The sequence below is a fragment of the Flammeovirga sp. SJP92 genome (assembly GCF_001583495.1).
Lineage (GTDB): Bacteria > Bacteroidota > Bacteroidia > Cytophagales > Flammeovirgaceae > Flammeovirga.
On sequence record NZ_LQAQ01000093.1, the window covers coordinates 545,851 to 572,084 of the forward strand.

Annotated in this window: 20 protein-coding genes; 9 read left to right on the forward strand and 11 right to left on the reverse strand. The window is 35.2% G+C overall.

The annotated features are described in order from the left end of the window. Positions 1-5 precede the first annotated feature (5 nt). The gene (locus AVL50_RS22945) at positions 6-1,844 is read right to left on the reverse strand and encodes an ABC transporter ATP-binding protein (protein ID WP_062618814.1); all 1,839 of its coding nucleotides are present in this window, start codon (positions 1,842-1,844) and stop codon (positions 6-8) included. A 145-nt stretch (positions 1,845-1,989) separates the two neighbouring features. Between AVL50_RS22945 and AVL50_RS22950 the strand changes: the two genes are divergently transcribed. Next, a complete protein-coding gene (locus AVL50_RS22950) occupies positions 1,990-2,631 on the forward strand; it encodes an NAD(P)H-binding protein (protein ID WP_062618816.1) in 642 nt (213 codons plus the stop codon). Between the two features lie 209 nt (positions 2,632-2,840). Beyond that, entirely contained in the window at positions 2,841-5,168 is a 2,328-nt protein-coding gene (locus tag AVL50_RS22955; RefSeq protein WP_172826905.1) for a DUF6089 family protein, read from the forward strand. A gap of 89 nt (positions 5,169-5,257) precedes the next feature. Here AVL50_RS22955 and AVL50_RS22960 read toward each other — a convergent pair whose 3' ends face one another. From AVL50_RS22960 to AVL50_RS22990, 7 genes are all read right to left on the reverse strand, one after another. Then, on the reverse strand, positions 5,258-6,322 hold the full coding sequence (locus tag AVL50_RS22960; RefSeq protein WP_062618821.1) for a PCMD domain-containing protein: 1,065 nt from the start codon (positions 6,320-6,322) through the stop codon (positions 5,258-5,260). Between the two features lie 7 nt (positions 6,323-6,329). After that, entirely contained in the window at positions 6,330-7,019 is a 690-nt protein-coding gene (locus tag AVL50_RS22965) for an outer membrane beta-barrel protein (RefSeq protein ID WP_062618824.1), read from the reverse strand. 137 nt (positions 7,020-7,156) lie between these two features. After that, the gene (locus AVL50_RS22970; protein ID WP_062618826.1) at positions 7,157-7,969 is read right to left on the reverse strand and encodes a DUF6048 family protein; all 813 of its coding nucleotides are present in this window, start codon (positions 7,967-7,969) and stop codon (positions 7,157-7,159) included. Beyond that, positions 7,950-8,903 (reverse strand): hypothetical protein, encoded by a 954-nt coding sequence (locus AVL50_RS22975; RefSeq protein ID WP_157491497.1) that lies wholly within the window; start codon positions 8,901-8,903, stop codon positions 7,950-7,952. The genes AVL50_RS22970 and AVL50_RS22975 overlap by 20 nt, the downstream gene beginning before the upstream one ends. A 242-nt stretch (positions 8,904-9,145) precedes the next feature. Further along, positions 9,146-10,324: an acetyl-CoA C-acyltransferase gene (locus tag AVL50_RS22980; protein ID WP_062618830.1), complete on the reverse strand. Its 1,179-nt coding sequence runs from the start codon at positions 10,322-10,324 to the stop codon at positions 9,146-9,148. Between the two features lie 45 nt (positions 10,325-10,369). Then, complete coding sequence (locus AVL50_RS22985; protein WP_062618832.1) at positions 10,370-12,778, reverse strand: 3-hydroxyacyl-CoA dehydrogenase/enoyl-CoA hydratase family protein; 2,409 nt, start codon at positions 12,776-12,778, stop codon at positions 10,370-10,372. A 66-nt stretch (positions 12,779-12,844) separates the two neighbouring features. Beyond that, positions 12,845-13,366 carry a MarR family winged helix-turn-helix transcriptional regulator gene (locus AVL50_RS22990; protein WP_062618833.1) on the reverse strand — a complete coding sequence of 174 codons (522 nt, stop codon included), beginning with the start codon at positions 13,364-13,366 and terminating at the stop codon, positions 12,845-12,847. A gap of 477 nt (positions 13,367-13,843) precedes the next feature. Here AVL50_RS22990 and AVL50_RS22995 point away from each other — a divergent pair, with 477 nt between their 5' ends. The 5 genes from AVL50_RS22995 to AVL50_RS23015 all read left to right on the forward strand — a co-directional run bounded on the left by AVL50_RS22995 (position 13,844) and on the right by AVL50_RS23015 (position 20,208). Beyond that, positions 13,844-15,622 (forward strand): ABC transporter ATP-binding protein, encoded by a 1,779-nt coding sequence (locus AVL50_RS22995; RefSeq protein ID WP_062618835.1) that lies wholly within the window; start codon positions 13,844-13,846, stop codon positions 15,620-15,622. Between the two features lie 246 nt (positions 15,623-15,868). Next, positions 15,869-16,393, forward strand: a complete 525-nt coding sequence (locus AVL50_RS23000; RefSeq protein ID WP_062618837.1) for an RNA polymerase sigma factor — start codon at positions 15,869-15,871, stop codon at positions 16,391-16,393. A gap of 183 nt (positions 16,394-16,576) precedes the next feature. Beyond that, positions 16,577-17,149, forward strand: a complete 573-nt coding sequence (locus tag AVL50_RS23005) for an adenylate kinase (RefSeq protein ID WP_062618839.1) — start codon at positions 16,577-16,579, stop codon at positions 17,147-17,149. Positions 17,150-17,417: 268 nt separating this feature from the next. Next, positions 17,418-18,527 (forward strand): GTPase ObgE, encoded by a 1,110-nt coding sequence (obgE, locus tag AVL50_RS23010; protein WP_062618846.1) that lies wholly within the window; start codon positions 17,418-17,420, stop codon positions 18,525-18,527. A 79-nt stretch (positions 18,528-18,606) separates the two neighbouring features. After that, the gene (locus AVL50_RS23015) at positions 18,607-20,208 is read left to right on the forward strand and encodes a hypothetical protein (protein ID WP_157491498.1); all 1,602 of its coding nucleotides are present in this window, start codon (positions 18,607-18,609) and stop codon (positions 20,206-20,208) included. A gap of 125 nt (positions 20,209-20,333) precedes the next feature. Here AVL50_RS23015 and AVL50_RS23020 read toward each other — a convergent pair whose 3' ends face one another. From AVL50_RS23020 to AVL50_RS23030, 3 genes are all read right to left on the reverse strand, one after another. Next, positions 20,334-20,813, reverse strand: coding sequence for a Dps family protein (locus AVL50_RS23020; protein WP_062618850.1), 480 nt, complete (start codon positions 20,811-20,813; stop codon positions 20,334-20,336). Positions 20,814-21,269: 456 nt separating this feature from the next. Then, positions 21,270-21,776 carry a transposase gene (locus tag AVL50_RS23025; RefSeq protein ID WP_253764315.1) on the reverse strand — a complete coding sequence of 169 codons (507 nt, stop codon included), beginning with the start codon at positions 21,774-21,776 and terminating at the stop codon, positions 21,270-21,272. Positions 21,777-21,976: 200 nt separating this feature from the next. Continuing rightward, complete coding sequence (locus tag AVL50_RS23030) at positions 21,977-24,055, reverse strand: S9 family peptidase (RefSeq protein WP_062618852.1); 2,079 nt, start codon at positions 24,053-24,055, stop codon at positions 21,977-21,979. Positions 24,056-24,329: 274 nt separating this feature from the next. On the opposite strand from AVL50_RS23030, the gene AVL50_RS23035 reads away from it, so the two are divergent. Both AVL50_RS23035 and AVL50_RS23040 read left to right on the forward strand, forming a co-directional pair. Then, positions 24,330-24,737 (forward strand): hypothetical protein, encoded by a 408-nt coding sequence (locus AVL50_RS23035; RefSeq protein ID WP_062618854.1) that lies wholly within the window; start codon positions 24,330-24,332, stop codon positions 24,735-24,737. A 158-nt stretch (positions 24,738-24,895) separates the two neighbouring features. Next, a complete protein-coding gene (locus AVL50_RS23040) occupies positions 24,896-26,188 on the forward strand; it encodes a DUF2851 family protein (RefSeq protein ID WP_062618856.1) in 1,293 nt (430 codons plus the stop codon). Positions 26,189-26,234 lie beyond the last annotated feature (46 nt).

The window sequence follows — 26,234 nt, forward strand, 5'->3', positions numbered from 1 at the left end:
AAATATTATTTAGAATACTCCTGTAACTCTTGAAGTTTCTTATAAACTCCGTCTTCAATATTCATCAAACTTTGATGGTTGCCTTCCTCTACAATTTCTCCTTCCTTGATGACAAGAATATTATCTGCTTCTTGGATTGTAGATAATCTGTGGGCAATCACTAATACTGTTCTTCCTTTCATTAGGTGCTGAATAGCATTCTGCACTAATTTCTCTGATTCAGTATCTAGGGCTGAAGTCGCCTCATCCAAGATCAATATATCAGGGTTTTTCAAGATTGCCCTTGCTATACTTAAACGCTGACGTTGACCTCCCGATAATTTTGAACCTCTATCACCAATGATCGAATCATATCCTTTATCAGTCTTGACAATAAATTCGTGTGCATTGGCAATTTTAGCAGCTTCCTTAACCTGTTCCAAAGTTGCATCTGTGCCAAATGCTATATTATTGAAGATTGTATCATTAAATAAAATCGATTCTTGGGTTACAATACCCATATGTGATCGAAGAGAATTTAATTTATAATCTCTGATATCGTTTCCATCAATTTCTACACTTCCTTTTCGAGGATCATAAAATCTAGGAATCAAATCGGCTAACGTAGATTTACCACCGCCTGAAGGACCTACTAATGCTAGCATCTGTCCTTTTTTCAACTCGAAATTGATTCCTTTCAAAACATCCTTTTCCTCGTAGCCAAAAGTGACGTTTTTAAACTGAACCCCTTCTTTAAAATCAGCTAAATCTTTTGCTCCATCTTTATCCTTGATTTTAGGTTTTGTATCCAATAATTCAAAAATACGTTCTGTTGCAGCAAGACCTCTTTGGATATTACTGATATTACCTGATATTGCTTTCACTGGATTCAATACTTGAGTAAAAAGTACTAGGTAAGCCATAAATTCAGAGGCTGTCAATGAAGGTTCTTCTGAAAGTACAATTGTACCACCTAAGTAAAGTAATACACCTACAAAGAAAACACCCATCACTTCTGACAGTGGTGAAGCTAATTCTCTCTTAGAGGCAAACTCTCTGAATTCCTTTACATATCCTTTATTACTTCTTTCAAAAGAAGATTTTACATAGTTATCAGCATTGAAACCCTTTACGACTCTCATACCTACAATCGTTTCATCCAAAACCCCTAAAAGGTTGGCTGAAATATCTTGTAAGTTATGTGATACTTGCTTTAATTTTTTTGCGATTAGACCAATTGATATACCTGAAACAGGTAAAATCATAAAAACAAACATGGTCATTGTTGGAGACAAGTAAACCAATGTTGAGAAGAAGATCACAAGCATGATTGGGTCTTTGATAAAAGTAGTCAAAGCGGCAAACGCATTCTCCATCTCGTTGACATCAGTTGTAGAACGAGCCATGATGTCACTCTTCTTAGAGTTGGTTAAATATCCAATATCAAGGGTCAATACTCTTTCAAAAATATTAGTTCTCAAAAGTGCTACTGTATTTCTTCTATAATTTTCTGCTAGTCTCCTTTCTATATATCTAAATACATTGGTTAAAAGAGAGGCTAAAAAGGTAAAAGTACAAATCAACATTAATGCACTTAATTTCCCTTTTTCTAACATCAACAAACCAAACTCTTGATAAGCATATTCCTTTATAAATTCACCATTAAACTGAAAATTATCAAGTTTCAATAATGTTTCGGGAACAACAAATGACTTTTCACTATTAAACAAGATGTCTAATAATGGAATCATGAATGTAAAGTTGAGTAAACTGAATACACTCATCAAAATTGTCACAAAAAAATAGGGCAATATAAATGACCCAAGATTTCCTGAAAATGTTAATAGTCTTTTGTATATTTTCATAAGGCTCTAAGAGCTATTTTATTATTCTCGTTTAAATTTAACGACAAATGTAATCATTGCATTCTGATTCATAACTACATATTTGCTATATTTAAACATTTATTTCAAAGTCTTTATTATTTTTGATGGGATAAAACGAAGTAAAATGAATAGAGTAGCATTAGTTGTTGGAAGTACTGGTCTTATTGGTCAACATTTACTTGAAAAATTAAGTAATAACAGCGATTACGATCAAATTTTTGCATTGACCAGAAAACCTTTAAAGCGTAAATTTTCAAAAGTAAAAGAAATTATTGTAGACTTTGAAAACATTGAAAATGTACAACTTGAAACGACAATAGACGATGCTTTCTGTTGTTTGGGAACGACCATGAGAAAAGCAGGCTCTAAAGATGCTTTTTTTAAGGTTGATTTTACTTATTGTATCAACTTTGGAAAGTTAGCGTTTCAGAATGGAGCAAAAACCTTCCAAATTGTTTCTTCAATGGGTGCAAATGCTTCCTCTCCATTTTATTACAATAAAGTAAAAGGAAAAGTTGAAAATGAATTAGCAAACATGAACTTTCCTACACTAAATATCTTTCAACCTTCGTTGTTATTGGGAGAAAGATCAGAAACAAGAGTTGGAGAAGATTTAGGAAAAGTATTGAATCAGATCTTTGCTCCTCTTATTCCAAAAAAGTATAAAGGAATTGAAGGACAAAAGGTTGCAGACTATATGATGAAAAAAGCACTGGATACTAGTTTGTCTGGCGTTAATAAATTCACTTCAGATCTGATGCAATAATTGTCTTTTTATCCTTCTTTCTATTGAATAAAATCTAGACTTCATTTTTAATTTCTTACTTACTATCATAAAAAGAAACTATGTACCCCAAAACAAAACAGTGTGGGATTGGCATTTTTTTATACTTTCTGTGTTTTTTTCAACTAAACATACTATGCCAAGCCCAACACCATAACGGACTCGCTCCTTCCACTGACAAACATTGGGCCTTGTCATTTCATGCAGGTGTCAGCAATTATTTTGGTGACCTTACTAAAAGTGCCTCACCTTTTGCCTTAGACCCAAGTCTTTCTGGTGCTTATATAAGTGGTGCATATGAGAAACGATTCTCTCACCGATTTGTTTTCAGAGGAGAAATTGGCTGGTCAAGAATTCATGGAGATGATGCTCAAACTGCTGAGGTTGGGTCTTTTGAATACAACAGAAATCTCCACTTCCGAAACGATATTTATCAGATTTCTGCTCTTGCTCAAATTGAATTGGTACCACACTTCGGACATTATACAGAACGAAAACGAATTACACCGTATGTTGTAACGGGTCTAACTGCATTTCTTCATAATCCACAAGGAAAAACGACCAATGCATTTGGTAATACTTGGGTTGATCTAGCTCCTTTGGGAACTGAGGGCCAAGGAGGAAATATCTATAAACCAAAATACAACAAAGCAGGTTTAGCAATCCCACTAGGTATTGGCTTCAATGTAAAAGTAACTGACCGAATAGATCTTGGTATTGAGTGGATGAGTAAATTTACGTTTACAGATTACCTTGATGATGTCAGCCTGCATTATGTTGGAGACACTCATTTTGGAGAAAATAGACTTGCGGCATCCATGGCCGACCGCTCTCAAGAAAGTGTAGCCGTTTTGACGGGTAAACCAAGACAGGTACCTTCTGAAAAGTTTGGACCTGGAGATAAAAGAGGCAGTAATAATAAAAATGATGGTTTTTCCACTTTCTCTGTTCGTGTAAGGTATATTCTATCTAGAAATAAAGCACCTAAGGCCCTATCATGGTTGCATAAAAATAATGAGTTTTATAAACCTACATTGCATGCAGACAAAATCGAAAGTAATACTCGTGAAACTTCTCCATTTTTGAAATACCAAAACAGATATACTATTCAGAATTTGGCAATCAATACTGCCGGATCTGAAAGATCTCCATATTTCTATCAAGATGGATTAATTTATACAACAGACCGAAACGACAGAAAGCATTTTAATAAACACTACAGAAAATCATACTATAACTTCTACTTTGCTCCTTTGCATGATCTTTACAGAAATGAGCAGACTCGACCTATTGCTATTGATAGTAGTGCATTCCATCATTTTCATCATCATTCGGCCTTTCAAATTGATGATCATCACATGATCGCAACGTTATACGCAGCAGATGTCCCTCACCTTGAAGTGGCTCAACATAAGTTATATTTAATTGATGTATTAGGAGAAAATAAATGGTCCAATATCAAGGAATTACCATTCAATAATGAACAATACTCCATTTCTGAGCCATCATTTTCTAAAGATGGAAATACACTTTATTTTGTATCAGACATGGAAGGCGGTTATGGAGGCACAGATATTTATGTCAGTTATAAATACAATGGGCAATGGACTTATCCAATCAACTTAGGAGATATTGTCAATACACCTGGCGATGAAGTTTCTCCTTTTATTCATCCTGATGGCACTTTATATTTCGCATCTGACGGACATGGTGGCATGGGAGGCCTTGACCTTTATGAGGCTTATGTAAAAAAAGGAAGAATAGTAGCAGTGGCCAATTTAGGAGCTCCTATAAATTCAACTTATGATGACTATGGTTTGATATTAAATTCAGTCAAAAGAACAGGTTATTTCACCTCCAATCGTCTTGGAGGAAAAGGTGGAAATGATATTTACCAATTGAATGTCAATGAAATTAACCTTTCGAGAATGCTGACAGATGAGCATGAAAACTTATTTACGGTTGAAGCAATGAAATTGATAGGACAAGTAGTTTCTAAAGACACTAAAATGGCTTTACCAAGAATTTTAGTCAGTTTAAAAAATCTTGAAACGAATGCCTTGATTACTAAGAGAACTGATGAAAATGGTAATTATGATTTTGATATTTCAAATGAGTCAAATTATGAAATTTTCCCGTCTGCTTTTGGTTACAAACGTATGAAACCTACTAAAATTTCAACTGTTGGAGTGATTGGAAAAGAGACTTTAGAAAAGACATTGATCATTGAACCTCTTGCTCAAAAAGTAAAACTCTATGGTCAAGTGACCAATAAAACAACAGGAGAACTCCTAAAAAATATAGAGCTTGTGTTCATCTCTCCTAATGAAAATGAAAACATTTATGTGAAGTCTGACACAGAAGGAAACTATACAATGGAAATCGATAAGGATAAAAAGTATTATTTCTTTGTAGAAGAAAATGGCTTCCTAGAGAAAAACTATCAAATTCCTGATCTTTCTAAATATAGAACCGTAACTTCTATGAAGTATAATATCCGACTGGAACCTAAAGAATAATAGCCTGGTTAAAGGATCGAAAAAAGGGAAGAAATAGAGTATTTATATACAAAACACTCTACTTCTTCCCTCTTTTTATATATGAATTATTAATAGTTTAACTTAAAATCTCTGATTCTTAAGATACTCCCAACCGCTCCACTTTTTAGATCAGCACCTTCGGCACTTGATGAAAATACTACAATAATATGAGTAGGACGTGCATTTACATCTGAATAGTAACCTACTTCTGGCAACTCTTCTTTATCTGGTGATGGTTGCATATAATCTGCAAAATCATTACTCTGCCCTAACACTATCGGCACAGTAATCTCGGACCAGTCTGTTACAGTTTCATCACTTCTTGGTACCCAACCAGTTCCCAATCTGTATCTATTATCACCTTCTCTAACTTGGAGCAAAACATAAATATCACTCTTATCCGTTACTGTTGTTCCATCTTTAGAATATTCTTTAGGCTCGTATTGAAAGGATAAACTAAAACTTGAAGGTCTACTTGTAAAAGGAAAACCAAAGTCAATTTGTACATCCGTTAATCCACTTCCCTGAATATCACCGACAAATAAAGAACCTGCCGCAAGAACACCAATTGAAGATTTTGTTTCTAATTGTGCATATTCTGCATTTTCTAATGAAGGCATTGGAACAAGTGTTCTCGGATATGTAGGAATAGTAACATCTGCTGCACCTTTGTCTCCAGACCTCCATGGAGAAGTATCTAAACTATTACCTGGAAGAAAATAACTTCTCGTTCCACTTCCTTGTTCAAACCAAGTTGTAAAATCACCAAATGGAATTTGATTTTCTGCTTCTTTAATAATAATATCCCAGCTTACAGTCGTTCCATCTTCTGCAGTTACAACATATTCAACAGTATCTAAAAAACTCTGTTTTTCTCCTTCCCCTGGCTCGACAGAAGCTAAACTTGATACCTTAATTAATGAAGGGGCAATACTTGTTCTATCAACAGAACTGTCCAAAGGAACTTTTATCAACCTATTTAAAGAATCTATTTCTGAAATACCTGACTGACCTTCAAGTTGAAAGTCTATTATCTCAGCTTTGGGAGAAAGCCCAAAATGATCCCAGTCAATACATGCAGAAAGAGAAAATGCTAAGGTACATATAATTGTAAATCGTAATATTTTCATCATTCAATATTTAGAAATAGTAGGCTACAGCCAATTTGATTTGTAATAAGTTTATTCTAAAATTCAAGTCAAAATCAGTTCTTTTCGATTCTTCTGTATAATTTGTTACAGCTTTTCTATGCTCCATATCCAAGCCTAATAGGCCTACTGAAGCTTCAAAAGCAAAACCATCCGCAATGAACGCCGCAAGTCCCGGTTGTATCCCAATACCTAACAAAACTTTGTCAGTGATCGTTTTATTCAACTCATCTCCAGATTCTGTTTGTTTTAAACTTCTCGATGTTCCCACCTGCAAAGCTGTTTGATTGAAAATACTGAAACGTCTTGAACTTGATAAAGGAATATAATTCCTGATAAACGGAGCAAAGAAGTAACCATGTGAAATTGACTTCAGATGGGTTCTAATACTGTTAGCGGTATAGATTTCATTCTTATTTTGACTTGAATAAGAAAATTCCATACCTACCATAAAGAAATCTTTGATAAAATATCCACCTTGAACACCTACTTCAAATTCACCATTATCTTGTTTGTGCAATTGCCTAATAAATTGGTCTTCATTTTCAGCATTACTTGAGGATAATTGGACGGTAATAGAAGTATACCATTGTCCCTTAGATTCGTTGTGGTTAAAGTCCATATCTCTTGGATCTGGATCTCCCTTTATTTCATCTTGTGCATAAATAGATTGAACACTCATAAGTAAGATGAGTGTGATAAATATGTGTTTCATAAATAGAAATAATAAGATAAGAGTTATTAGAGAGCTAAATTTTTACTAATAGGGTTTGCTACTTTAATATAATCAAAATCGAGCGATATTTTACACGAGTTGAATTATTGTTTTTTCTTTTGTCTTGGTTCTGTGTAAATCGGCCAGAAAGGAATTCTATAAAGCAATCTATATTGAAAATTCAACCTTGATCGGTCATCCTTATTGAAATACCACCCTGGAATATCACTTTTAGTAATTGCTGTAGGTGGAAAATCTTTTTTAATAGTGTAAGCAAAACCAAAGTCAAGCGTCAAGTTTTGTACGATTGCTAGTTTTAAACTTACCGTAATTTCATACCAATCCACATTGACATTCTTCTCTGTAAGATGCTTCAAAGTGGCTCCTTCTTCCCAATACCCATTACCTGAGCTATAATAATCTGCAGATTGATCAAATGTAGAATTCGCATACTTGAAACCAAAAGAAAGTGCATTGGCTACAGATGCTCTTTTCATCACATTGTATTCTATTCCAAAACGGTAAAATGAACCGTTACTTCTATATCTAAAAAAGTCCGCATCAGGATTTTCTCTTGTTCGGTCCATCATGCCGTATTCCCCTGTCAGAAAGAATGCATTTCTGATCATAATGTCTGCATAAAAAGTATAAGCATTCATATTAGGCTCAGACATAGATTGAAAAAGCGGGCGTAAATCTGTTCCTAAACGCATACCTGACAATACAAAAAACTCAGAGCCTTTTGGTTCTCCTTTTTTATTCAAAGGCCAAGGTTCTTCTTCAATTTCTGTTGAATCCTGTGCTATTTCAGTGGAGTCTGAATTGAGCTCCCCTGATTCATTTTGAGCATAAGCTGTCGAGATTCCTCCTAAAAGAAATAGGGCAATTGTAAATATTTTAGATAAATAACTTAACATTCGGAAAGCTTGGATTAGTATTTACAGTAGTTCTATCTATTTGCATTTTCTTAAAGTGTGGGCCATCAGGAAACTCAAATTCTTTACCTGTTACACCACCACTTTCTAAAAGAACATCTCCTGTTCCATTAAAAAATATACACCCTGTTTCGTCATCACTGATTGTTGTCGTATTATTAAAGACCACCTTCATTTCCTGATCCACATTCATTCCATTAATTTTCTGTCTAAAAACAAATGTTGTGGTTTCATCTCCATCCAGAGGTAAATAAATGGTACTGAATCGATCTGATCCATCATAAATAGGATCATCATTTTCTCTTCCTTTTATAAAAATTTCAGAAAAAAGTTCTTCTCTTGGATTTCCTGTTTCAATATCAAAATAGGTTACAATCAGATTTCTACTTGGAGATTTTTCTTCAGCGTCACACACATCAACTATAAATCGAATATTTTCTGAAATAGTATCAGCTGAAACTGTTGGCCATGCTACAATTACCGAATCAAACAAAGCTCCAAACTCTCCTCTATAGAAATCCTGACCTGTACCTCCTTCGGTGGGAGAAACTTTTAAACCTGTAATTTGTTCATAAGCACCACAGTCAGGACCATTTACCTCAACAGAAGTGAAATAACTAATGTAAGTTGTATCTGCCATACCAGGCATAACAAATGAAAAACCCGTTTCCCTAGAAGTAACTTTTAATGGCAATAAATATTTTCCGTTTGCCATTTTTGTTATTTCTGGACCATCTATTCCATTTACAAACTCAAAATCTTGTGTAAGTACTTTTGAGTAATCATTTTTATCATAAAAAGCTCCAACTGCATAAGATGATGGATTGGAATATGCATCACAATCTCTACAAGATGGGGTTGCTAAAAAAATTGATAGGGGTATTAAAGACCATAACCCTCTTTTGATTAATTTCATCAAGTTCATACAACAAATTTAAGGAGCAAAACGCAATTTAAAAGTATTTTCGAATTAGGATTGTGTTTTCGTAGTACAAATCAATTAAAACTTGAGATTTGACAGTTATCCTATTGTTGTTGACACTCGATACCTAAAAATTGTGGGAGGCATTGAGGCTACAAAATAGTAGAAATAGAAAAAGCGACCCCGAAGAGCCGCCTTAACAATAACAAATTATAACTTAGAGTATATCTAATTCTTTATTTCAATAATTCATAAATACCAGCAACACCTTGTCCGCCACCGACACAGGCTGTTACCATACCGTATTTCTGATTACGTCTTCTCATTTCATTGAAAAGCTGTACTGAAAGTTTTGCTCCTGTACATCCTAGTGGGTGACCTAATGCAATCGCTCCACCGTTTACATTCACAATACCCGGATCAATATCAATATTTTTCAATACCGCTAATGACTGTGCTGCAAAAGCTTCATTCAATTCTACTTGCTCAATGTCTGACAATTTCAAACCTGCTTGAGCTACTGCTCTTGGAATTGCCTCTACAGGACCAATACCCATGATTCTTGGGTCTACCCCTGCCGATGCATAAGATACCATTCTTGCGATTGGCTCTAATTTCAATTCCTTTACCATACGTTCAGACATTACCATCACGAATGCGGCGCCGTCTGAAGTTTGAGAAGAGTTACCGGCTGTTACTTGTCCTCCTTGTTTGAAGGCAGGCTTTAAGCGACCTAAACCTGAAGCATCAGATTTACGTGGTCCTTCATCCGTATCTACTACAAACTCTCTTGTCTTTTTACGATCGCCTTCCAAGTACGTTTCTTTCACAGTAATTGGAACAATCTCATCTTTGAATTTTCCTTCAGCAATCGCAGCCAATGCTTTTTCATGCGATTTTACTGCAAACTCATCCGCTTCATCACGGTCAATACCATAGTCTTTGGCTACTTCTTCAGCCGTAAGACCCATGTTTAAATAATATTGAGGAGTTTCTGTCGCTATTTTGTAGTTCAATCCTGTCTTATAGCCCATCATTGGTACCATAGACATAGATTCTGTACCACCTGCAATAATACAATCCGCCATTCCTGCACGGATCTTGGCCGTTGCCATTGAAATCGTTTCCACACCAGAACCACAGTATCTATTCACTGTTACACCTGGTACTTTTAAGTTATCTGGAGCAAAAGCAAGCAATGAAATCATTCTTGCCATTTGCATACCTTGTTCTGCTTCAGGAATTGCACAACCTACGATGAGGTCATCAATTCGAGTGGGGTCCAAAGCCGGTACGCTCTGAACGAGATGTTGGATCACATCTGCTGCTAAATCGTCAGGGCGTGTGAATCGAAATCCACCTTTTTTCGCCTTGCCAATCGCTGTTCTATATCCTGCTACTATGTAAGCTTCCATTGTTTTAATTATTAATGATCAGTTGTTTAATGGTGATTAGTAAAATTAGTTTCTTAAAGGTTTCCCTTTGAATAGAATACTTTGGATACGCTCCAATGTTTTCTTCTCGCCTGATAAACTCAAGAACGCTTCACGCTCTAAGTCCAATAAATATTGCTCAGAAACTAAAGTTGGAGCTGAAAGATCTCCACCATTGATCACATAATTTAATTTACGAGCAATCTTAGCATCGTGGTCTGAAGCCCAATGTGCATATTGCATTCCTGCTACACCTGCTTCAAACAATGCCATACCGCCACGGCCTTGTACTTTAATGTCTCTTCTAGGATTGGCTTGTGCATAACCTAAAGCTGACAATTCCAATACACGTGTTTTGGCATCTGCAATCACACGCTTACGGTTAAGTGTTACTCTAGATTGAGCATTCATGAAGCCCATATTTCTCATTTCCTCTGCTGATGTTGCCACTTTTGCAGTAGCGATGCTCATAAACGCATCTTGCAGACGGTTGTACTCCGGATCACCTTCTTTTAATGAATCTGATACTCGAAGTGCCATTTCTTTGGTACCTCCACCAGCAGGAATCAAACCAACGCCTACTTCTACTAATCCCATATAGGTTTCAGCATGTGCTTGAATAGCATCACAGTGCATTGACAGCTCACAACCACCACCTAGTGCTAGACCAGAAGTTGCCGCCACAACAGGCACTGAAGAGTAACGAGCTCTCATCATTGTTTTCTGGAACTGAGCAATCATCAAATTGATTTCATCATATTCCTGATCACATGCAAACATAAACAGCATGGCTAAGTTGGCACCTGCTGAGAAGTTGGCTGATTCATTACCGATTACAAGACCTTTCCAGCCTTTTTCTTCCGCAATTGAAATCGCTGTATTTACACCTTCAAGGTTTTCAGCACCTAAGGCATTCATTTTGGTATGGAACTCAAGGTTCAATACGCCATCTCCAATATCAAATAATGTTGCTCCTGCATTGCTCCATACTACATTTTCACCACGCAATGTTTCTAACATTACTAATGACTCTGTACCTGGAACAACTTTGTATGATTTGGAAGGAATGTCATAATAGAAACGCTGACGGTCTTCATTTTTATAGAATGAAGTATGACCTGCTTCCAACATTTCATAAACCCAAGCCGCTGGCTTTTCACCTGCAGCTTCCATTTTCTCCACTGTTTCTTTCACTCCAAGAATATCCCAAGTCTCAAATGGACCTAGTTCCCAAGCGAAACCAGCTGAAACTGCTTCATCAATTCTGAATAATTCGTCTGCAATTTCTGGAATACGATTCGAGCAGTAGCGGAATACGTCATAGAAAGTCTTACGATAGAAATCCCCTGCTTTATCTTCAAAACCTAGTAAGATTGGAAGACGCTCTCTTAAATTGTCAATGTCTTTTACCGCCTCTAATGCTTTGAATTTCGCTCTAGTTTTTGGCTGGTATTCAAATGTTTCAAGATTCAATTCAAGAATAACTTTTTTGCCATTCTCGTCTTTTGTCTTTTTATAGTAACCTTGTTTTGTTTTATCACCAAACCACTTACGGTCATTTAACTCGCTTACGATTTTTGGTAAAACAAAACGTTCTTTTGATTCATCTTCAGGCAAACCTGCATGCAAGTTGTTCGATACTTTCACCATAGTATCCAAACCAACCACATCACTCGTACGGAATGTTGCAGACTTTGCTCTACCAATTAAAGGACCCGTCAATTTATCTACTTCACCTACAGACAATCCCATTTCCTGGATTGTATGCATACCTGACATGATTGCATAAACACCAATACGGTTGGCAATAAATGCAGGTGTGTCTTTACACAATACCGTTTCTTTTCCTAGGTGTACATCACCATAATGCATCAAGAAATCTACAACATCTTGATCAGTGCTTGGTCCTGGAATAATTTCCAGTAATCGTAAATAACGTGGAGGGTTGAAGAAGTGCGTACCACAGAAGTTTTTCACAAAATCCTCACTTCTGCCATCGCACATAAACTTAATCGGAATACCAGACGTATTCGATGTTATTAATGTACCCGGCTTACGGTGTTGCTCTACTTGCTCAAATACTTTTTTCTTAATTTCAAGGTTCTCTACCACGACCTCAATCACCCAATCACATGACGCAATTTTAGGCATATCGTCTGTAAAGTTTCCTGTAGAAACTAAGCGCTCAATTCCTTTTTTGAAAATAGGTGCAGGCTTAGATTTTAGAGCAGTCTTTAGAGCATCGTTGACAATTCTGTTTCGAACTGATTTGGTTTCAAGGGTTAATCCCTGTGCTGCTTCTTTCTCTGATAATTCACGAGGCACTATGTCTAACAACAATACCTCTACGCCAATATTGGCAAAGTGACATGCAATTCTAGATCCCATTACGCCGGAACCCAGAACCGCCACTTTATTGATAGTTCTGTTTTTCATCGGTTTACCGATTGGTGTTGTTTATTGTATTTATTTTAATTGGGTGTAAACGCTTTAAAAGTAAAACTACTTTTTATTCACGTTTTCCTCAGTTATTCCAAAGCTTTTGAGTTGATCTCTGATCTCATCAAACATTTGCCCTTTCGGGTCTTTGATCACTTCATTAATGCTGTCCATCACATTAAAAAAGGTTGATAATTCTTCAGGAGTAATTTTTTCTTCTACTCTTCTCTGAAAAACTTTTACGGTCTGTTTCGACATCTCGCGTTTCATCTGACCGTAGTCCGTTAAACGAATGATCACTTTTCGTTTATCCGTTTTGTCTGCTACTCTTTCAATTAATCCTTTCTCTTCAAAGTTTTTCAGCATTCGGGTCAAGCTTCTTGCTTCCATCCCCATCAGCGGAGCAATTTTCGTAGCAGGAGTTCCTTCAACAGGATCGATATTCAATAATACAAAACCAATGGAATGGGAAATTTCATAATCTGCACCCAATAAATTGTACATCTTTGAAATCGCCAGCCATGTGGCTTTGATACTTAAATCGACCGACTTCTTCTTTTTTTCAGTTCTACGTAATTCGCCCATGCTTTCATAATAATTTTTGTGATGTGTGTGTGTTTGTGTTATTGGTGAGATGCATAGGAATATTTTACGTCTAAAATACGCTTATCCTCTCCTTCAATTCCAAATATATAAATATTTAGTATGCAAGCATAACATTTTTCAAAAAGTTTTATTAAAATTTATTTAGGAATCTAGCAATAATCATAAAAGATGTATTACAAAACATACAATTAAATGAAGGTTTCCGAGCTTGTTTAAAACAATTAATTACATTTGTGTGCTATATTAGTTGTGACAACAACAATGTGTTAAAACAAAATTACTTTTTAGTAATTATTATTAGTGTTTTATGATTACTGCCGTCTAAAAAACTTCCAGTAGAACTACTATTAAGACGTTTTTAACCTTGTTCTCACAAAAAATAAAGACAGAAATAGTAATAAATTATTTTTGGATTAGCACTTATAATACATCGGAATAAATTCAATAGAAAGCTGAATGAAAGAACTCGCTTATCTTAATAAATATATCATACGCTATGGCTTTAGGTTAACATTGGGGATCATTTTTATGATTATCTCCAACATATTTGCCATTGCTCCTGCACAAGTGGTCCGTTATGCATTAGACTTAGTAGTGGATACACTGAAAACACAAACTTTGCTCAAAGGAAGTGATCTCTATGAAAATTACATCAATGAGTTTTTCCAAATCGTTCTTCTTTACGGAGGTGTCATTGTGGGTATGGCATTGATGAGAGGTATTTTCCTTTTCTTAGTACGTCAGACTATCATTGTCATGTCTCGTTTGATTGAATTTGATCTTAAGAATGATATTTTTGAGCATTATCAAAAATTGCCTTTAAGTTTTTACCGAAAAAATAATACGGGTGACTTGATGGCTAGAATCTCTGAAGATGTCAGTAAAGTGAGAATGTACCTTGGGCCTGCCATTATGTACAGTATCAATATGGTGATTTCGTTTATTCTGACGATTTCCATCATGGCAAGCATCAATGTGGAATTAACCATTTGGGCTTTATTCCCTCTTCCTCTTCTTTCCATCAGTATTTATTTCGTCAATAATATCATCAATAAAAAGTCTGAACTGATTCAACAGCAGTTGTCTTCAATGTCAACTTTTGTACAAGAAGCATTTTCAGGCATTAGAGTATTAAAAGCATTTGTGAGGGAAAAAGAATCACTTCATCAATTCACTGAAAATGCTGAAGAATACAAAAGCCGTCAACTGGAACTGGCAAAGGTCAACTCAATGTTTTATCCTCTGATGCTTTTCTTAATTGGTTTGAGTACTATCCTGACCGTTTATGTGGGTGGGTTAGAAGTTGAAAAAGGAGCCATTACACCAGGTGTCATTGCAGAATTCATTATGTATGTAACACTTCTGACTTGGCCAGTGACTTCATTAGGTTGGGTGACGAGTATTGTGCAAAGAGCCGCCGCTTCACAAAAAAGAATCAACGAGTTTTTAAGTATTGAGCCTGAGATTACCTCTCCTACCAATAAACCTTTCAATATCAAAGGAAAAATAACCTTCAAAGATGTATCATTGGTTTATCCTGATTCCGGTATCAAGGCCTTGAATAAGGTTTCATTTGAAATTGAAACAGGTAAAACTTTAGCTATTTTAGGTACAACAGGTTCAGGAAAAAGTACCGTTGCCAACTTGATTTCAAGGTTATATGATCCTACAGAAGGGCAAATATTTATTGATGATCAGGATTTAAAAACATTGAACCTTCATGATATTCGCTCACAGATCAATATGGCTCCTCAAGATGTTTTCCTTTTCTCTAATACGTTGAGAAATAATATTGCCTTTGCAAAAGAAGATGCTACAGAAGAAGACATTATCAGAGCTACTAAAAATGCGGGACTCTGGGAAAATATCCAGAATATGGATAATGGCCTCGATACTATTGTCGGCGAAAGAGGTATTACGCTTTCGGGTGGACAAAAACAGAGAGCTACCATTGCAAGAGCAATCTTAGGTACACCTAGTATTTTGATTTTGGATGATAGTTTATCTGCGGTTGACACCAATACAGAAAATGAAATTTTAAATAACCTTCAAGAGGTGATGAAGGACAGAACTTCCGTTATTATCTCCCACAGAGTCTCTTCTGTGAAATTAGCGGATAAAATAATTGTGCTTCACGAAGGAGAGATTATTGAGCAAGGAACTCATGATGAGCTACTTAAAATTGAAGGACATTATCAATCACTTTACCAACAACAATCAGAAAGCAATAATTAAAGAATATTTGCAAATTATTAATTAGATTTGTTTCGATTCATAGGACAAAATAAAGATTGAATGCCTCAAATAATGGCATTCTGGTTTACCCGTTATAATGATTCAAATTTTTATAGACCACAGAAAGGCTGTAAAAGGGAACCTAATTTTAAATTAATTTTAGCTTACACAATGTAAAGTTGATTTTCAATTTGTAAATTATCTGACACACACATGTAGGCCGAAAACGCTATCTTTTTATAATTTGTGAATACTCAAAACCAAATACATAAAATCTCTGAGAAAGAATTCAAAGAGCTCTTTGATAAATACTATGATAGTATTAGGAGTTTCATCTACTATAAAATTGGTGATATTGATCTTTCTGAAGACATTGCTCAAGAAGCTTTTGTGAAATTTTGGGAATCAAGAGACAAAGTTATTCTTGATACTGTAAAAACATACCTGTACACCATTGCGAACAACTTAATGCTCAATCATATCAAACATGGAAAAGTAGTGTTGCAGTTTGAGCAAAAACAAAATAAAAAAGACGGAGAAGTAGAAACAAATCCAGAATACAAAATGGAGCTGGAAGAATTTCAATCTATGCTGGACAAAACCATCAATGAAATACCAGAAAAGAGCAGAACTGTTTTTTTAATGAACAGAATTGATGGACTTACTTACGGTGAAATCAGCGAAAGATTAGGCGTGAGCGTAAAAGCTATTGAAAAGAGAATGTCAAAAGCGCTGAGTATTTTGAGAAAGGAATTGGATATTAATATCTGAAACATCTTCCATATTTATGCTTAACAGTTCAATATAAACCGGTTGTATTCCCGTTAGAAATCATAAATGAGAGTTAATTTCATTAGAAAACTTTAATTGATTTTTGTATGTTTGCCCTTTCGAGTATAGAGTCCTCTTACTCGTATTTCATTCTTATAACAAATAAACATACTATTTAAAGTTATGATCAATCTTGTATTATTTGGCCCTCCAGGTGCAGGAAAAGGAACGCAAAGTGACATGATTAAGGAAAAATATAACCTTGTTCACTTGTCAACTGGTGACCTTCTTCGTGGTGAAATCAAAGCAGGAACTCCTCTTGGGATCAAAGCGAAAGAACTAATGGACCAAGGTCAATTAGTGCCAGATGAGGTTGTAATTGGTATGATTGATTCTAAAATTAAGGCGAACAAAGAAGGTAATGGTTTTATCTTTGATGGTTTCCCTCGTACAGTAGCACAAGCTGAAGCGTTAGATGGTTTAATGTCTGAAAATGGTATTGCTATCTCAGGTATGGTTGCTCTTGACGTTGATGAAGAAGAATTAACGAAAAGAATCTTGAAGCGTGGTGAAACTTCTGGTCGTACTGATGACCAAAACGAAGACTTGATCCGTAACCGTGTGAAAGAATACAACACGAAAACGGCTCCAGTAGCGAACTTCTACGAAGCTCAAGGAAAATATAAAGCAATCGGCGGTGTAGGTTCTATTGAAGAAATCTTCACTAACTTATGTGCAGCTATCGATAGCTTATAATCAATATATTTATATTGCAAAGAAGGGGTATTGTGAAGACAATACCTCTTTTTTATTGGGTGATAAAATTATCTACCTCCATTTTATTAATTTAATTCATTGGTTTTTATACTCTTATTCCAATCAGTTGTTAATAATAGTGATAGGATTTAAGTTCTTTCCCTACCTTTGCAGTTCGGCTTTAAAGTGAGTATTGCATCAATGCATTTTTGTCCTGTGCACCCTCCTCTCTTAAAAGCCTTATTATTCGACATTTAGTATAGAAAAAATGGCTTCATCAAATTTTATAGATTACGTAAAAATATTCACACGTTCAGGTTCAGGTGGATCTGGAGCAGTATCTTTTCGTAGAGAAAAACACGTACCGAAGGGCGGTCCTGACGGTGGTGATGGTGGACGAGGTGGACATATCATCTTAAAAGCTGATAAACAACTTTGGACTTTATTGCACCTTAAATACCGTAAACACGTTCATGGGAACAATGGACAAAGCGGTCAAGGAACAGGTAAAAGTGGTGCCGAAGGTGAAGATATTATCCTTAATGTGCCTTTGGGAACAATTGCCAAAGATGCTGAAACAGGAGAAAAACTTTGTGAGCTGACAGAAGACGGCCAGGAAATCATCTTAATGAAAGGTGGCCGTGGTGGTTTAGGTAACAGAAACTTTAAAACTGCTACCAACCAAACTCCTCGCTATGCTCAGCCAGGTGGAGAATGCCAAGAAGCTTGGGTAATTTTGGAATTGAAAGTATTGGCAGATGTAGGTCTAGTTGGTTTCCCTAATGCGGGTAAGTCTACTTTACTTTCTGTACTTTCAGCCGCTAAACCTGAGATTGCAGACTACCCATTTACTACAATGGTTCCTAACCTTGGTGTGATTTCTTACCGTGATAATCTTTCATTCGTCATGGCAGATATTCCTGGTATTATTGAAGGTGCTGCTGAAGGAAAAGGACTGGGTATCCGTTTCTTACGTCATATCGAGCGTAACTCTGTATTGTTATTCATGGTTCCTGCAGACAGTGAAGATGTAGCGCATGATTACCAAGTATTAGTCAACGAATTGACAAAATACAACCCTGAGTTACTCGACAAAAACCGCTTGTTAGCCATCACAAAAAGTGATATGCTGGATGAAGAATTAGAGGAAATGATCTCTGAGACTATACCAGAAGGCGTACCATATGTCTTTATTTCTTCTCTTGCTCAAAAAGGTATTCCTGAGTTAAAAGATATACTTTGGGAAGCCATCAATGACGGCGTAGAAGAGGAAGTACAAGAATTTATAGAAGAAGATTACGAACCTCTACCAGATGCAGATTACAATCCTTATCAAGATCGCATTGATTTGGAGAATGAAGCGGAGGAAGAGGAATAAAAAATACTAAGAGGCAATTTCGAAAGAAGTTGCCTTTTTTTTTATATTAGACTTTTATTTAAACTTTTCAATGCTACAAATGACAAACTTAAGCAAACTACTATTATTAGTACTCTTTGTTATATCCCCATACTTGGGATATTCTCAGTTCCACACTATTTCAGATCTTACTTTATTAAAGTTTGAAGAGAAAGGTACTGACTATATGTACCACAAAAAGCTCATCACAGACAAAGGTTCTTATACTTTATACAGTACTTTAAACAAAGAGCAACAAGTATTTCTTTCTTTCGTTCCAAAAAACAGTAGTAAAGAAATTACTATTAATATCAAGAATATTGAAGTTTACGTTGGCTATCAATCAAATAATGCCATGGAGTATGTTGACTTAATAGCTGATTATAGAGGAGATATATGGCTTTTCTATTCTGCTTATTCAAGTACTAAACATCGCCTCTTTAGAAAAAAGGTAAACATCGAAAAGAAGGGTTTTGATCAAGGAACTTTAGTGGCTGAAAGGATGCTAATCAATAATAATAAAGGCGGTGATAGAAATAACAAGAGTGTCAATTTTAACATTATTCAATCAGAGTCGAAAAAATACCTTTCTGTTATCACATTCTTCAATAATGAAAAAGAGAAGTGTACAAATGTTTTTATTGATATGATCAATGAAAATTGGAAAAAAGAATGGAAAATGTCTCCTACACTCTCTACCTATTTCTCTAATCCTCAGAACAATTTACCTAATAAGATCAATATTTTTAAGGAGAAAAATCTTCAAGTATTCAATGATGGTACTTTATATGGTATTCAGAAATTAAAAAACTCTAGTGAGAAAAAAGATCATTATTTCTCCCTGTATGTTTTTAAAAAAGGAGAAGAACAAGCATTAGTTCATACAATAAGACATGAAGATAAAAACATAGAAGATCTAAGGTTTATTCAAAATGATAATAATAATCTCATCATTGCAGGTTATTATGACTTCAAAAAAAGTAAAGTCAATAATAAGATCGAAGGGTTATATTTTATGAACCTGGATCTCACAAAAAAAGAAATACTTACTGAAACATTTACTCCATTTACAAGAGAAAATATAAGAGACCTATGGCTACCTATGTCTCGTCCTCACTTTGAAGACCAAAAAGATTTTACAAAGCTTCAAAAAGAATTAACTAGAGAATTTGAAAGTGATCCAAACTATAAACTCGACGATGGTTTTAATATTTCAAATATTCTTCAGCAAGCTAATAATACCTATACTTTAATCTCAGAAAATTATAGTATGAATGGGGGAAGTAGAAAGGGGATCCAATATATCAATGTAAACGAATACGGTAAAATTAATTGGATTAAAAACCATTTCAGATACCATTTTATAAACGTCAATTTTCCTTTCAGTGAAACACTAAAAGTTTTCAATATGGATGACTCTATTTTAATGTTTTATTTAGATGGAAATAAGTTATTAAGTGCTGAAATAAGCATGAAAGGAGATACAAACTTCAATATAGTATTTGATCCAGACTCAAATAAAATATATAAGAAAAACTACATTTACCCAGGTACAATTGAAAGGCTTTCCAGTACTGATTTTATCATGCATGCTTTTTCAAGAAAGATAATACAATCACAAAAAACATTCACATTGAAAATAGGTACTCCAAAGGAACAATAGCATCTGATGTTTATTTTATCCTTTATTCAATAGAAGAACAATAGATTCAAAAAAGAGGTTGTCATATTAAAATGACAACCTCTCAATACTCCAATCTATTCTCTAACTTAATAACTACTGATATCTTATTTCAACCAAGCGGCTAACATCCAAATTGTTTTCTCTTGCTCGCTGATCAATTCTGAAAGTAACGCCACTGTACCTTCATCACCGGCATCTGATGCCTGCTCAATTACTTCTCTTTCAATTTTTAGCAATGTAGACAGGTTATTAACTACTAATTCTACTGAAGCCACATCAGTTGTAATGTTCTTTCCTTGCTCAATTTCTGAAGTTTCTAAATAATCAGAAAAAGTATGCAACGGTTGTACTCCTAATGTCAAAATTCTTTCTGCAATCTCGTCTACACGATCGTTTGCACCTGTGTATAACTCTTCGAATTTAGCGTGCAATTCAAAGAAGTTTTTACCTTGAATATTCCAGTGTAAACCTCTCAAATTCTGATAATACAGTTGAAAGTTCGCTAATAATGTATTTAATCCTTGACCTAATTCTGATGCTTTTTCTACATCGATTCCGATTATGTTTAATGCTAAAGTATTCATGTTTATATCTATCTTTTATTGTTTCTGATTGATTACCTTACAAAGGTGGCGGATTTAAGTTATAAATGAAAATAATATGTTTTTATATAATTATAATCAAAAACTATATCATTAAAACACACCAGTTCATTATAGATAAACTTGTGCTGTTGGCACACCAGAAGGGAAACTCTTTCCCCTATACATGGGAAAGAGCTTCCCATATAAAGGGGACACCTTTTCCCATTACTATGAGACAACTAAGACATCCCAGCACGTACACTCTGTACATGCCAGGACGTACGGGTTGCAAGTGCTAGGGCGTACACACTGTACATGCTACTACGTACACTATGTAAGTCCACATCTAGCGCAAGTGTTGAGCGATAGCGACACTTGTGCTGGCATCTGTAAAAAGTCTGAAGACTTTTAGATGAAAAATTACTTTAAAGAAATAATAAGGGCTTTAATTTGCATCTAAATCAGTTCAACATCCAATACCCTCAACGTTTTACCAGAATAATTTCCGGCACTTGAATACAGGTATTCATCAGGTTCATTGACTATTCCCTCTTTGAGAGGATTATCATGAATATAATTTAGCTTTTGAGAAAGTGAATCAGAGCTCGTAAGTATCTTTGGACAATTATACTGTTGCCAAAATTGATACCTGGTATTATTTTTATTTCTTTGACCTGTTTTTTCAAACATCCAAATCAACCATTTTTTCCTACTCTCACCAGGATTGTCTTTAATTGCATTGATGATTTTAAGAGACGTAAACTTCTTCATATCTCTAAGGATATATTCCAGCTTATTATCTTCATTATTAGATATTATCAGATGAATATGATTGGTCATAATAACGTAAGCATGTAACGCCAATCCTTTATTTTTTTGACAGTATTTCAAGCTATCAATAATGATGTCCTTGTATTCTTTTCTTGTAAAAACATCAATCCAATGAACTACAGTTAGAGTCACAAAATAGCATTTAGTCTAATCTAGAATTTTGTATTTTCTACTCATTTTGAATCGTTATTGTAATAGTTAGTTTTTAATGTCACAACTTTGAGCATGTGAGCTTTTCTTGTGGAGCTATAAGTCTACAGACTTATTAAAAATACCAGCACAAGTCTCGCCTACGGCTTAAGACTTGCGCTAGTTCTATAGTTTTTATTTTCTTATCGATCAATCGCCACCATCTGCTCTGGAGCTACTACGGCGAAAATTGTCGCATATTCAAATGCTACTTCCTTAAAACGCTGGAAACGACCTGAAGCACCGCTGTGCCCTGCGTCCATATTTGTCTTAAGCATAATGTAATTATCACTTGTACTTTCCTCACGAAGTTTGGCTACCCATTTTGTAGGCTCCCAGTATTGTACTTGAGAATCATGCAAGCCAGAAGTAACTAACATATGCGGATACTCTTTTTTCTCGACTTGATCATAAGGAGAATAAGACAGCATATAATCGTAATATTTCTTTTCATTTGGATTACCCCACTCGTCATATTCACCTGTAGTCAATGGAATAGATTCGTCCAACATTGTGGTAACTACATCCACAAACGGTACATCTGAGATGACGAATTTATAAAGATCAGGACGGGCGTTTACCACAGCACCCATCAATAATCCACCGGCAGAACCACCATTGATCACAAACTTTTCTGCAGAAGTATATTTTTCCTCAATCAAGAATTCTGAACAAGCGATGAAATCGTTGAAAGTATTTTTCTTTTTCAACATTTTACCGTCTTCATACCAAGCTCTTCCCAAATCTTCTCCTCCTCTGATATGAGCAATTGCGAAAGCAAAACCTCTTTCCATCAAACTGATTCTTGATGGTGAAAAGGCAACATCATAAGAAATACCATAAGAGCCGTAACCTGTCATGTACAGTGGATTTTGGCCGTTCAACTCAAATCCTTTTTTATACACTACAGAAATAGGCACTTTTACGCCATCTTTTGCAGTAGCATACAAACGCTTTGCTTCGTAATCCTGTGGATCAAATTTGCCTAAAACTTTTTGCTGCTTTAATAATACCTTTGATCGGTCCACCATATTGTAATCATATTCTGAATAAGGTGTAGTCAAAGAATTATAGCCAAAACGTAAGATATCTGTATTGAAATCAGGATTGGCACCAGACCATGCACTGTAAGTCTCTTCACCGAAATCTAAATAATGCTCAGATCCATCTTCCCATTTAATGATACGGATATGCACCAAACCGTCTCTTCTTTCCTCAATTACATAGAAGTTTTTGAAGATATCCAAGCCTTCAAGAAGTGTATCTGTTCTGTGAGCAATTACTTCTTCCCAATTGTTCTTATCTGTAGTATCAGCATCTTCTGCCACTTTCATCAATCGGAAGTTTTTGGCATTCCAGTTGGTCACAATATAAAAATGACCGTTGAAATGAGATACGCTGTATTCGTGCTCTCTTTCTCTAGGAATGAAAGGTTTGAACTCACCAAATGGATTATTGGCTTTCAAGATTCTCATTTCGGTTGTCAGTGTAGATCCTGATTCGATTACTAAGTATTCTCTTGATTTCGTTCTTCGAACTCCAATCCAGAAAGTATCGTCTTTTTCTTCATATACCACCACGTCTTCTGATTGAGGAGTACCTAAAGTATGTCTCCATACTTTATCAGGGCGCAATGTTTCTTTATCTTGAGTAGTGTAAAAAACTGTTTTACCATCAGCAGCCCAAACTGCATCGCCAGTCGTTTCTTCTAAAACGTCTTCAAGGTTTTTGCCTGTTGCCAGATCCCTGAAACGAACCGTATATATTCTTCTTCCAACAATATCCTCTGCATAGGCAATCTTATTTTGATCTTCACCAACTGTCAAGCCACCTATTTTAAAGTAAGACTTGTCTTTTGCTTCAATATTCGCGTCAATCAAAATTTCTTCTTCCGCTTCCAATGAACCTTTTTTACGGCAGTAAATCGGATATTCCCCTCCTTCTATATATCGCACATAGTAATAGTAATCTCTTGCTTTATAAGGCACCGATTCATCTTTCTCTTGAATACGTCCTTTCAGCTCTTCGAACAAATCTTCTTCAAATTGCTTGTGCTCAGACATTACATCTTCAATATATTTATTTTCAGCATTGAGATAATCAATCACCTCTTGGTTTTCTCTGTCTCGCATCCAATAATATGGGTCAACTCTTTGGTCTCCGTGTTTCTCTAATATTTTCGGCTCTTTTCGAGCTACAGGGGGTTGGATATTTTTATTCATATTTATGTCTTTATCCTACAAAAGTAATCAGTTCTTAAAATAAGTGAGCATTCACGCAACCTTTTATTCTTCAAATCCAAAGTTTACTGAAAATGAACACATTAGCTGTTCAAACAATGTATTTACTGTTCGGTTTCGAACGGACTATTTTACTTAAAAACAGAAATTACAACTTTAAAATATTGATCTACAGTTACTTATGTTTTTATGGCACAGATATAGAATAATAGTTAGTGTGTCAAATTAATTTCAAAAAACATAATTCTTAAATATCATGAAAACTATTTTCTTAACTCTTACATTATTAATCTCAAGTTTTGTTTCAGTATTCGCTAATACTTCTGATTTAGAAGCACCCAACGATGAAAAAAGTGCTATGTTAATGAAGAAGGTTCAAAAAGCAGAGAAAAATGATTGGGTCACTTTAAAAGACGCCGCTTTATTTACAATCAACTGGAATGGTGATTTGGAAATAGCGAAGCAATGGATTGACAAAGCTATCAAAATCGATAAAAATGCTTTGACATTAGAAGTTTTGGGTGATTACTACATCAGAACTGGCAATGTAGAAAAAGCAACTGAAACCTATTTCAATGCACTTGAAGAAGGAGTTACGAATTTAGGGAAAGAAGATATGGAACGTATCCAACGTAAGGTTTTAGTATACGCTCGAATGAAATAAACGCGATTTGGAATCAAGGTATTCCGATGACTATCATATATTCATAACACTCATGAAGCCAAGAGGTTTAGTTTGCCTCTTGGCTTTTTCTTTTTTATATTGATTTGTCTTAAATAAGTAAACTTAAATTATAAACGATTCTAGCTAACGATTCTCTCATGAAAGAAGACTTTCTATACTTCATTTGGAAGTTTCAATATTTCAATGCTATAGCCTTACAGACAGATCAAGGCGAACCTTTAGAAATTATCTCTCCTGGCTTACAAAATCATGATGCAGGCCCCGATTTTCTGAATGCTCACATCCGAATTAATACCATAGACTGGCATGGAAATATCGAAATCCATATCAAAGCATCTGATTGGAAAAAACATCAGCACTCCAAAAACAAAGCCTATGACAATGTCATTCTTCATGTAGTCTGGGAAAATGATTTTGACGTCATCCGCAGTGATCAGTCCATTGTGCCTACATTTAGCACAGAAAATTTCATTCAAAAACAAGTTTTCATTAAGTATCAATCTTTTCTTTTTAATGAAGATGAAATCACTTGTGGAAGTCAGCTGGAAAATATCTCCAGACTTCATAAGTTAGCAATGCTTGACCGTGTTTTTCTGGAAAGAATAGAAAGAAAAGCCAGCAGGATACTCTTACAGCTTCAAAATTCAAATAGAGATTGGGAAGAATGTACTTACAGAACTCTTGCCGAATACTTCGGTTTCAAAGTCAATAATGATGCTTTTCAACGACTTTCATCCATTGTGCCTATCCGATTATTAAAACTTCATGCTTATCAACCTGCTCAGGTGGAGGCTTTTCTGTTTGGGTCTGCAGGATTTTTATCTGAAAAACCAGACGATCCCTACATGATGAAACTGTATAAAGAGTATCAGTTTTTAAGTCATAAATATTCCATCAAAGAAAAAGAAATGAAAGTGCAAGAATGGAAATTCCTCAGGTTACGCCCTGCCAACTTCCCTACGATTAGAATTGCTCAGTTAGCAAGTATCATTATAAATATTCCTCATTTATGCTCTGCATTTCTGCATATTTCCTCTTTGGAAAGTTTTATACGGTTTATGCAACATCCTACCTCTGAATACTGGCATTCTCACTATCATTTCAATAAAAAATCAAAAAAGCCAATCAGTGCATTTGTGGGAAAATCAGCACTTCAATCATTACTTGTAAATGTCGTTATCCCACTTCAGTTTGCCTATGGCACAGACAGAAACGAAAGCCGATACAAGGAGAAAGCCATTCAGCTGCTAGAATCTATTCCTGCGGAAAATAATAAATACACAAAGATCTGGAAAACATATGCCATCAAAAATAATTCGTCCTTGGATTCTCAAGGTTTGATTGAATTGTACACCCAATACTGTCAGAATAACAGGTGTTTGGAGTGTAGTATTGGTGTTCAGATTTTAAGTTCTAAAAATAAGCATTAACACTTCGATACATGAACATGTAATCATAAGTCTGTATATTTGTGTT

Excerpts from the sequence above, each read along its gene's own strand:
- AVL50_RS22960 (WP_062618821.1), bottom strand. The coding sequence starts at position 6,322 with ATGATGAAAATATTACGATTTACAATTATATGTACCTTAGCATTTTCT.
- AVL50_RS23020 (WP_062618850.1), bottom strand. The coding sequence starts at position 20,813 with ATGAATACTTTAGCATTAAACATAATCGGAATCGATGTAGAAAAAGCA.
- AVL50_RS22975 (WP_157491497.1), bottom strand. The coding sequence starts at position 8,903 with ATGAAATTAATCAAAAGAGGGTTATGGTCTTTAATACCCCTATCAATT.
- AVL50_RS22980 (WP_062618830.1), bottom strand. The coding sequence starts at position 10,324 with ATGGAAGCTTACATAGTAGCAGGATATAGAACAGCGATTGGCAAGGCG.
- AVL50_RS22965 (WP_062618824.1), bottom strand. The coding sequence starts at position 7,019 with ATGAGTGTTCAATCTATTTATGCACAAGATGAAATAAAGGGAGATCCA.
- AVL50_RS22995 (WP_062618835.1), top strand. The coding sequence starts at position 13,844 with ATGAAAGAACTCGCTTATCTTAATAAATATATCATACGCTATGGCTTT.
- AVL50_RS23040 (WP_062618856.1), top strand. The coding sequence starts at position 24,896 with ATGAAAGAAGACTTTCTATACTTCATTTGGAAGTTTCAATATTTCAAT.
- AVL50_RS22970 (WP_062618826.1), bottom strand. The coding sequence starts at position 7,969 with ATGTTAAGTTATTTATCTAAAATATTTACAATTGCCCTATTTCTTTTA.
- AVL50_RS23005 (WP_062618839.1), top strand. The coding sequence starts at position 16,577 with ATGATCAATCTTGTATTATTTGGCCCTCCAGGTGCAGGAAAAGGAACG.
- AVL50_RS22985 (WP_062618832.1), bottom strand. The coding sequence starts at position 12,778 with ATGAAAAACAGAACTATCAATAAAGTGGCGGTTCTGGGTTCCGGCGTA.
- obgE (WP_062618846.1), top strand. The coding sequence starts at position 17,418 with ATGGCTTCATCAAATTTTATAGATTACGTAAAAATATTCACACGTTCA.
- AVL50_RS22945 (WP_062618814.1), bottom strand. The coding sequence starts at position 1,844 with ATGAAAATATACAAAAGACTATTAACATTTTCAGGAAATCTTGGGTCA.
- AVL50_RS22990 (WP_062618833.1), bottom strand. The coding sequence starts at position 13,366 with ATGGGCGAATTACGTAGAACTGAAAAAAAGAAGAAGTCGGTCGATTTA.
- AVL50_RS23015 (WP_157491498.1), top strand. The coding sequence starts at position 18,607 with ATGACAAACTTAAGCAAACTACTATTATTAGTACTCTTTGTTATATCC.
- AVL50_RS23035 (WP_062618854.1), top strand. The coding sequence starts at position 24,330 with ATGAAAACTATTTTCTTAACTCTTACATTATTAATCTCAAGTTTTGTT.
- AVL50_RS23030 (WP_062618852.1), bottom strand. The coding sequence starts at position 24,055 with ATGAATAAAAATATCCAACCCCCTGTAGCTCGAAAAGAGCCGAAAATA.
- AVL50_RS22950 (WP_062618816.1), top strand. The coding sequence starts at position 1,990 with ATGAATAGAGTAGCATTAGTTGTTGGAAGTACTGGTCTTATTGGTCAA.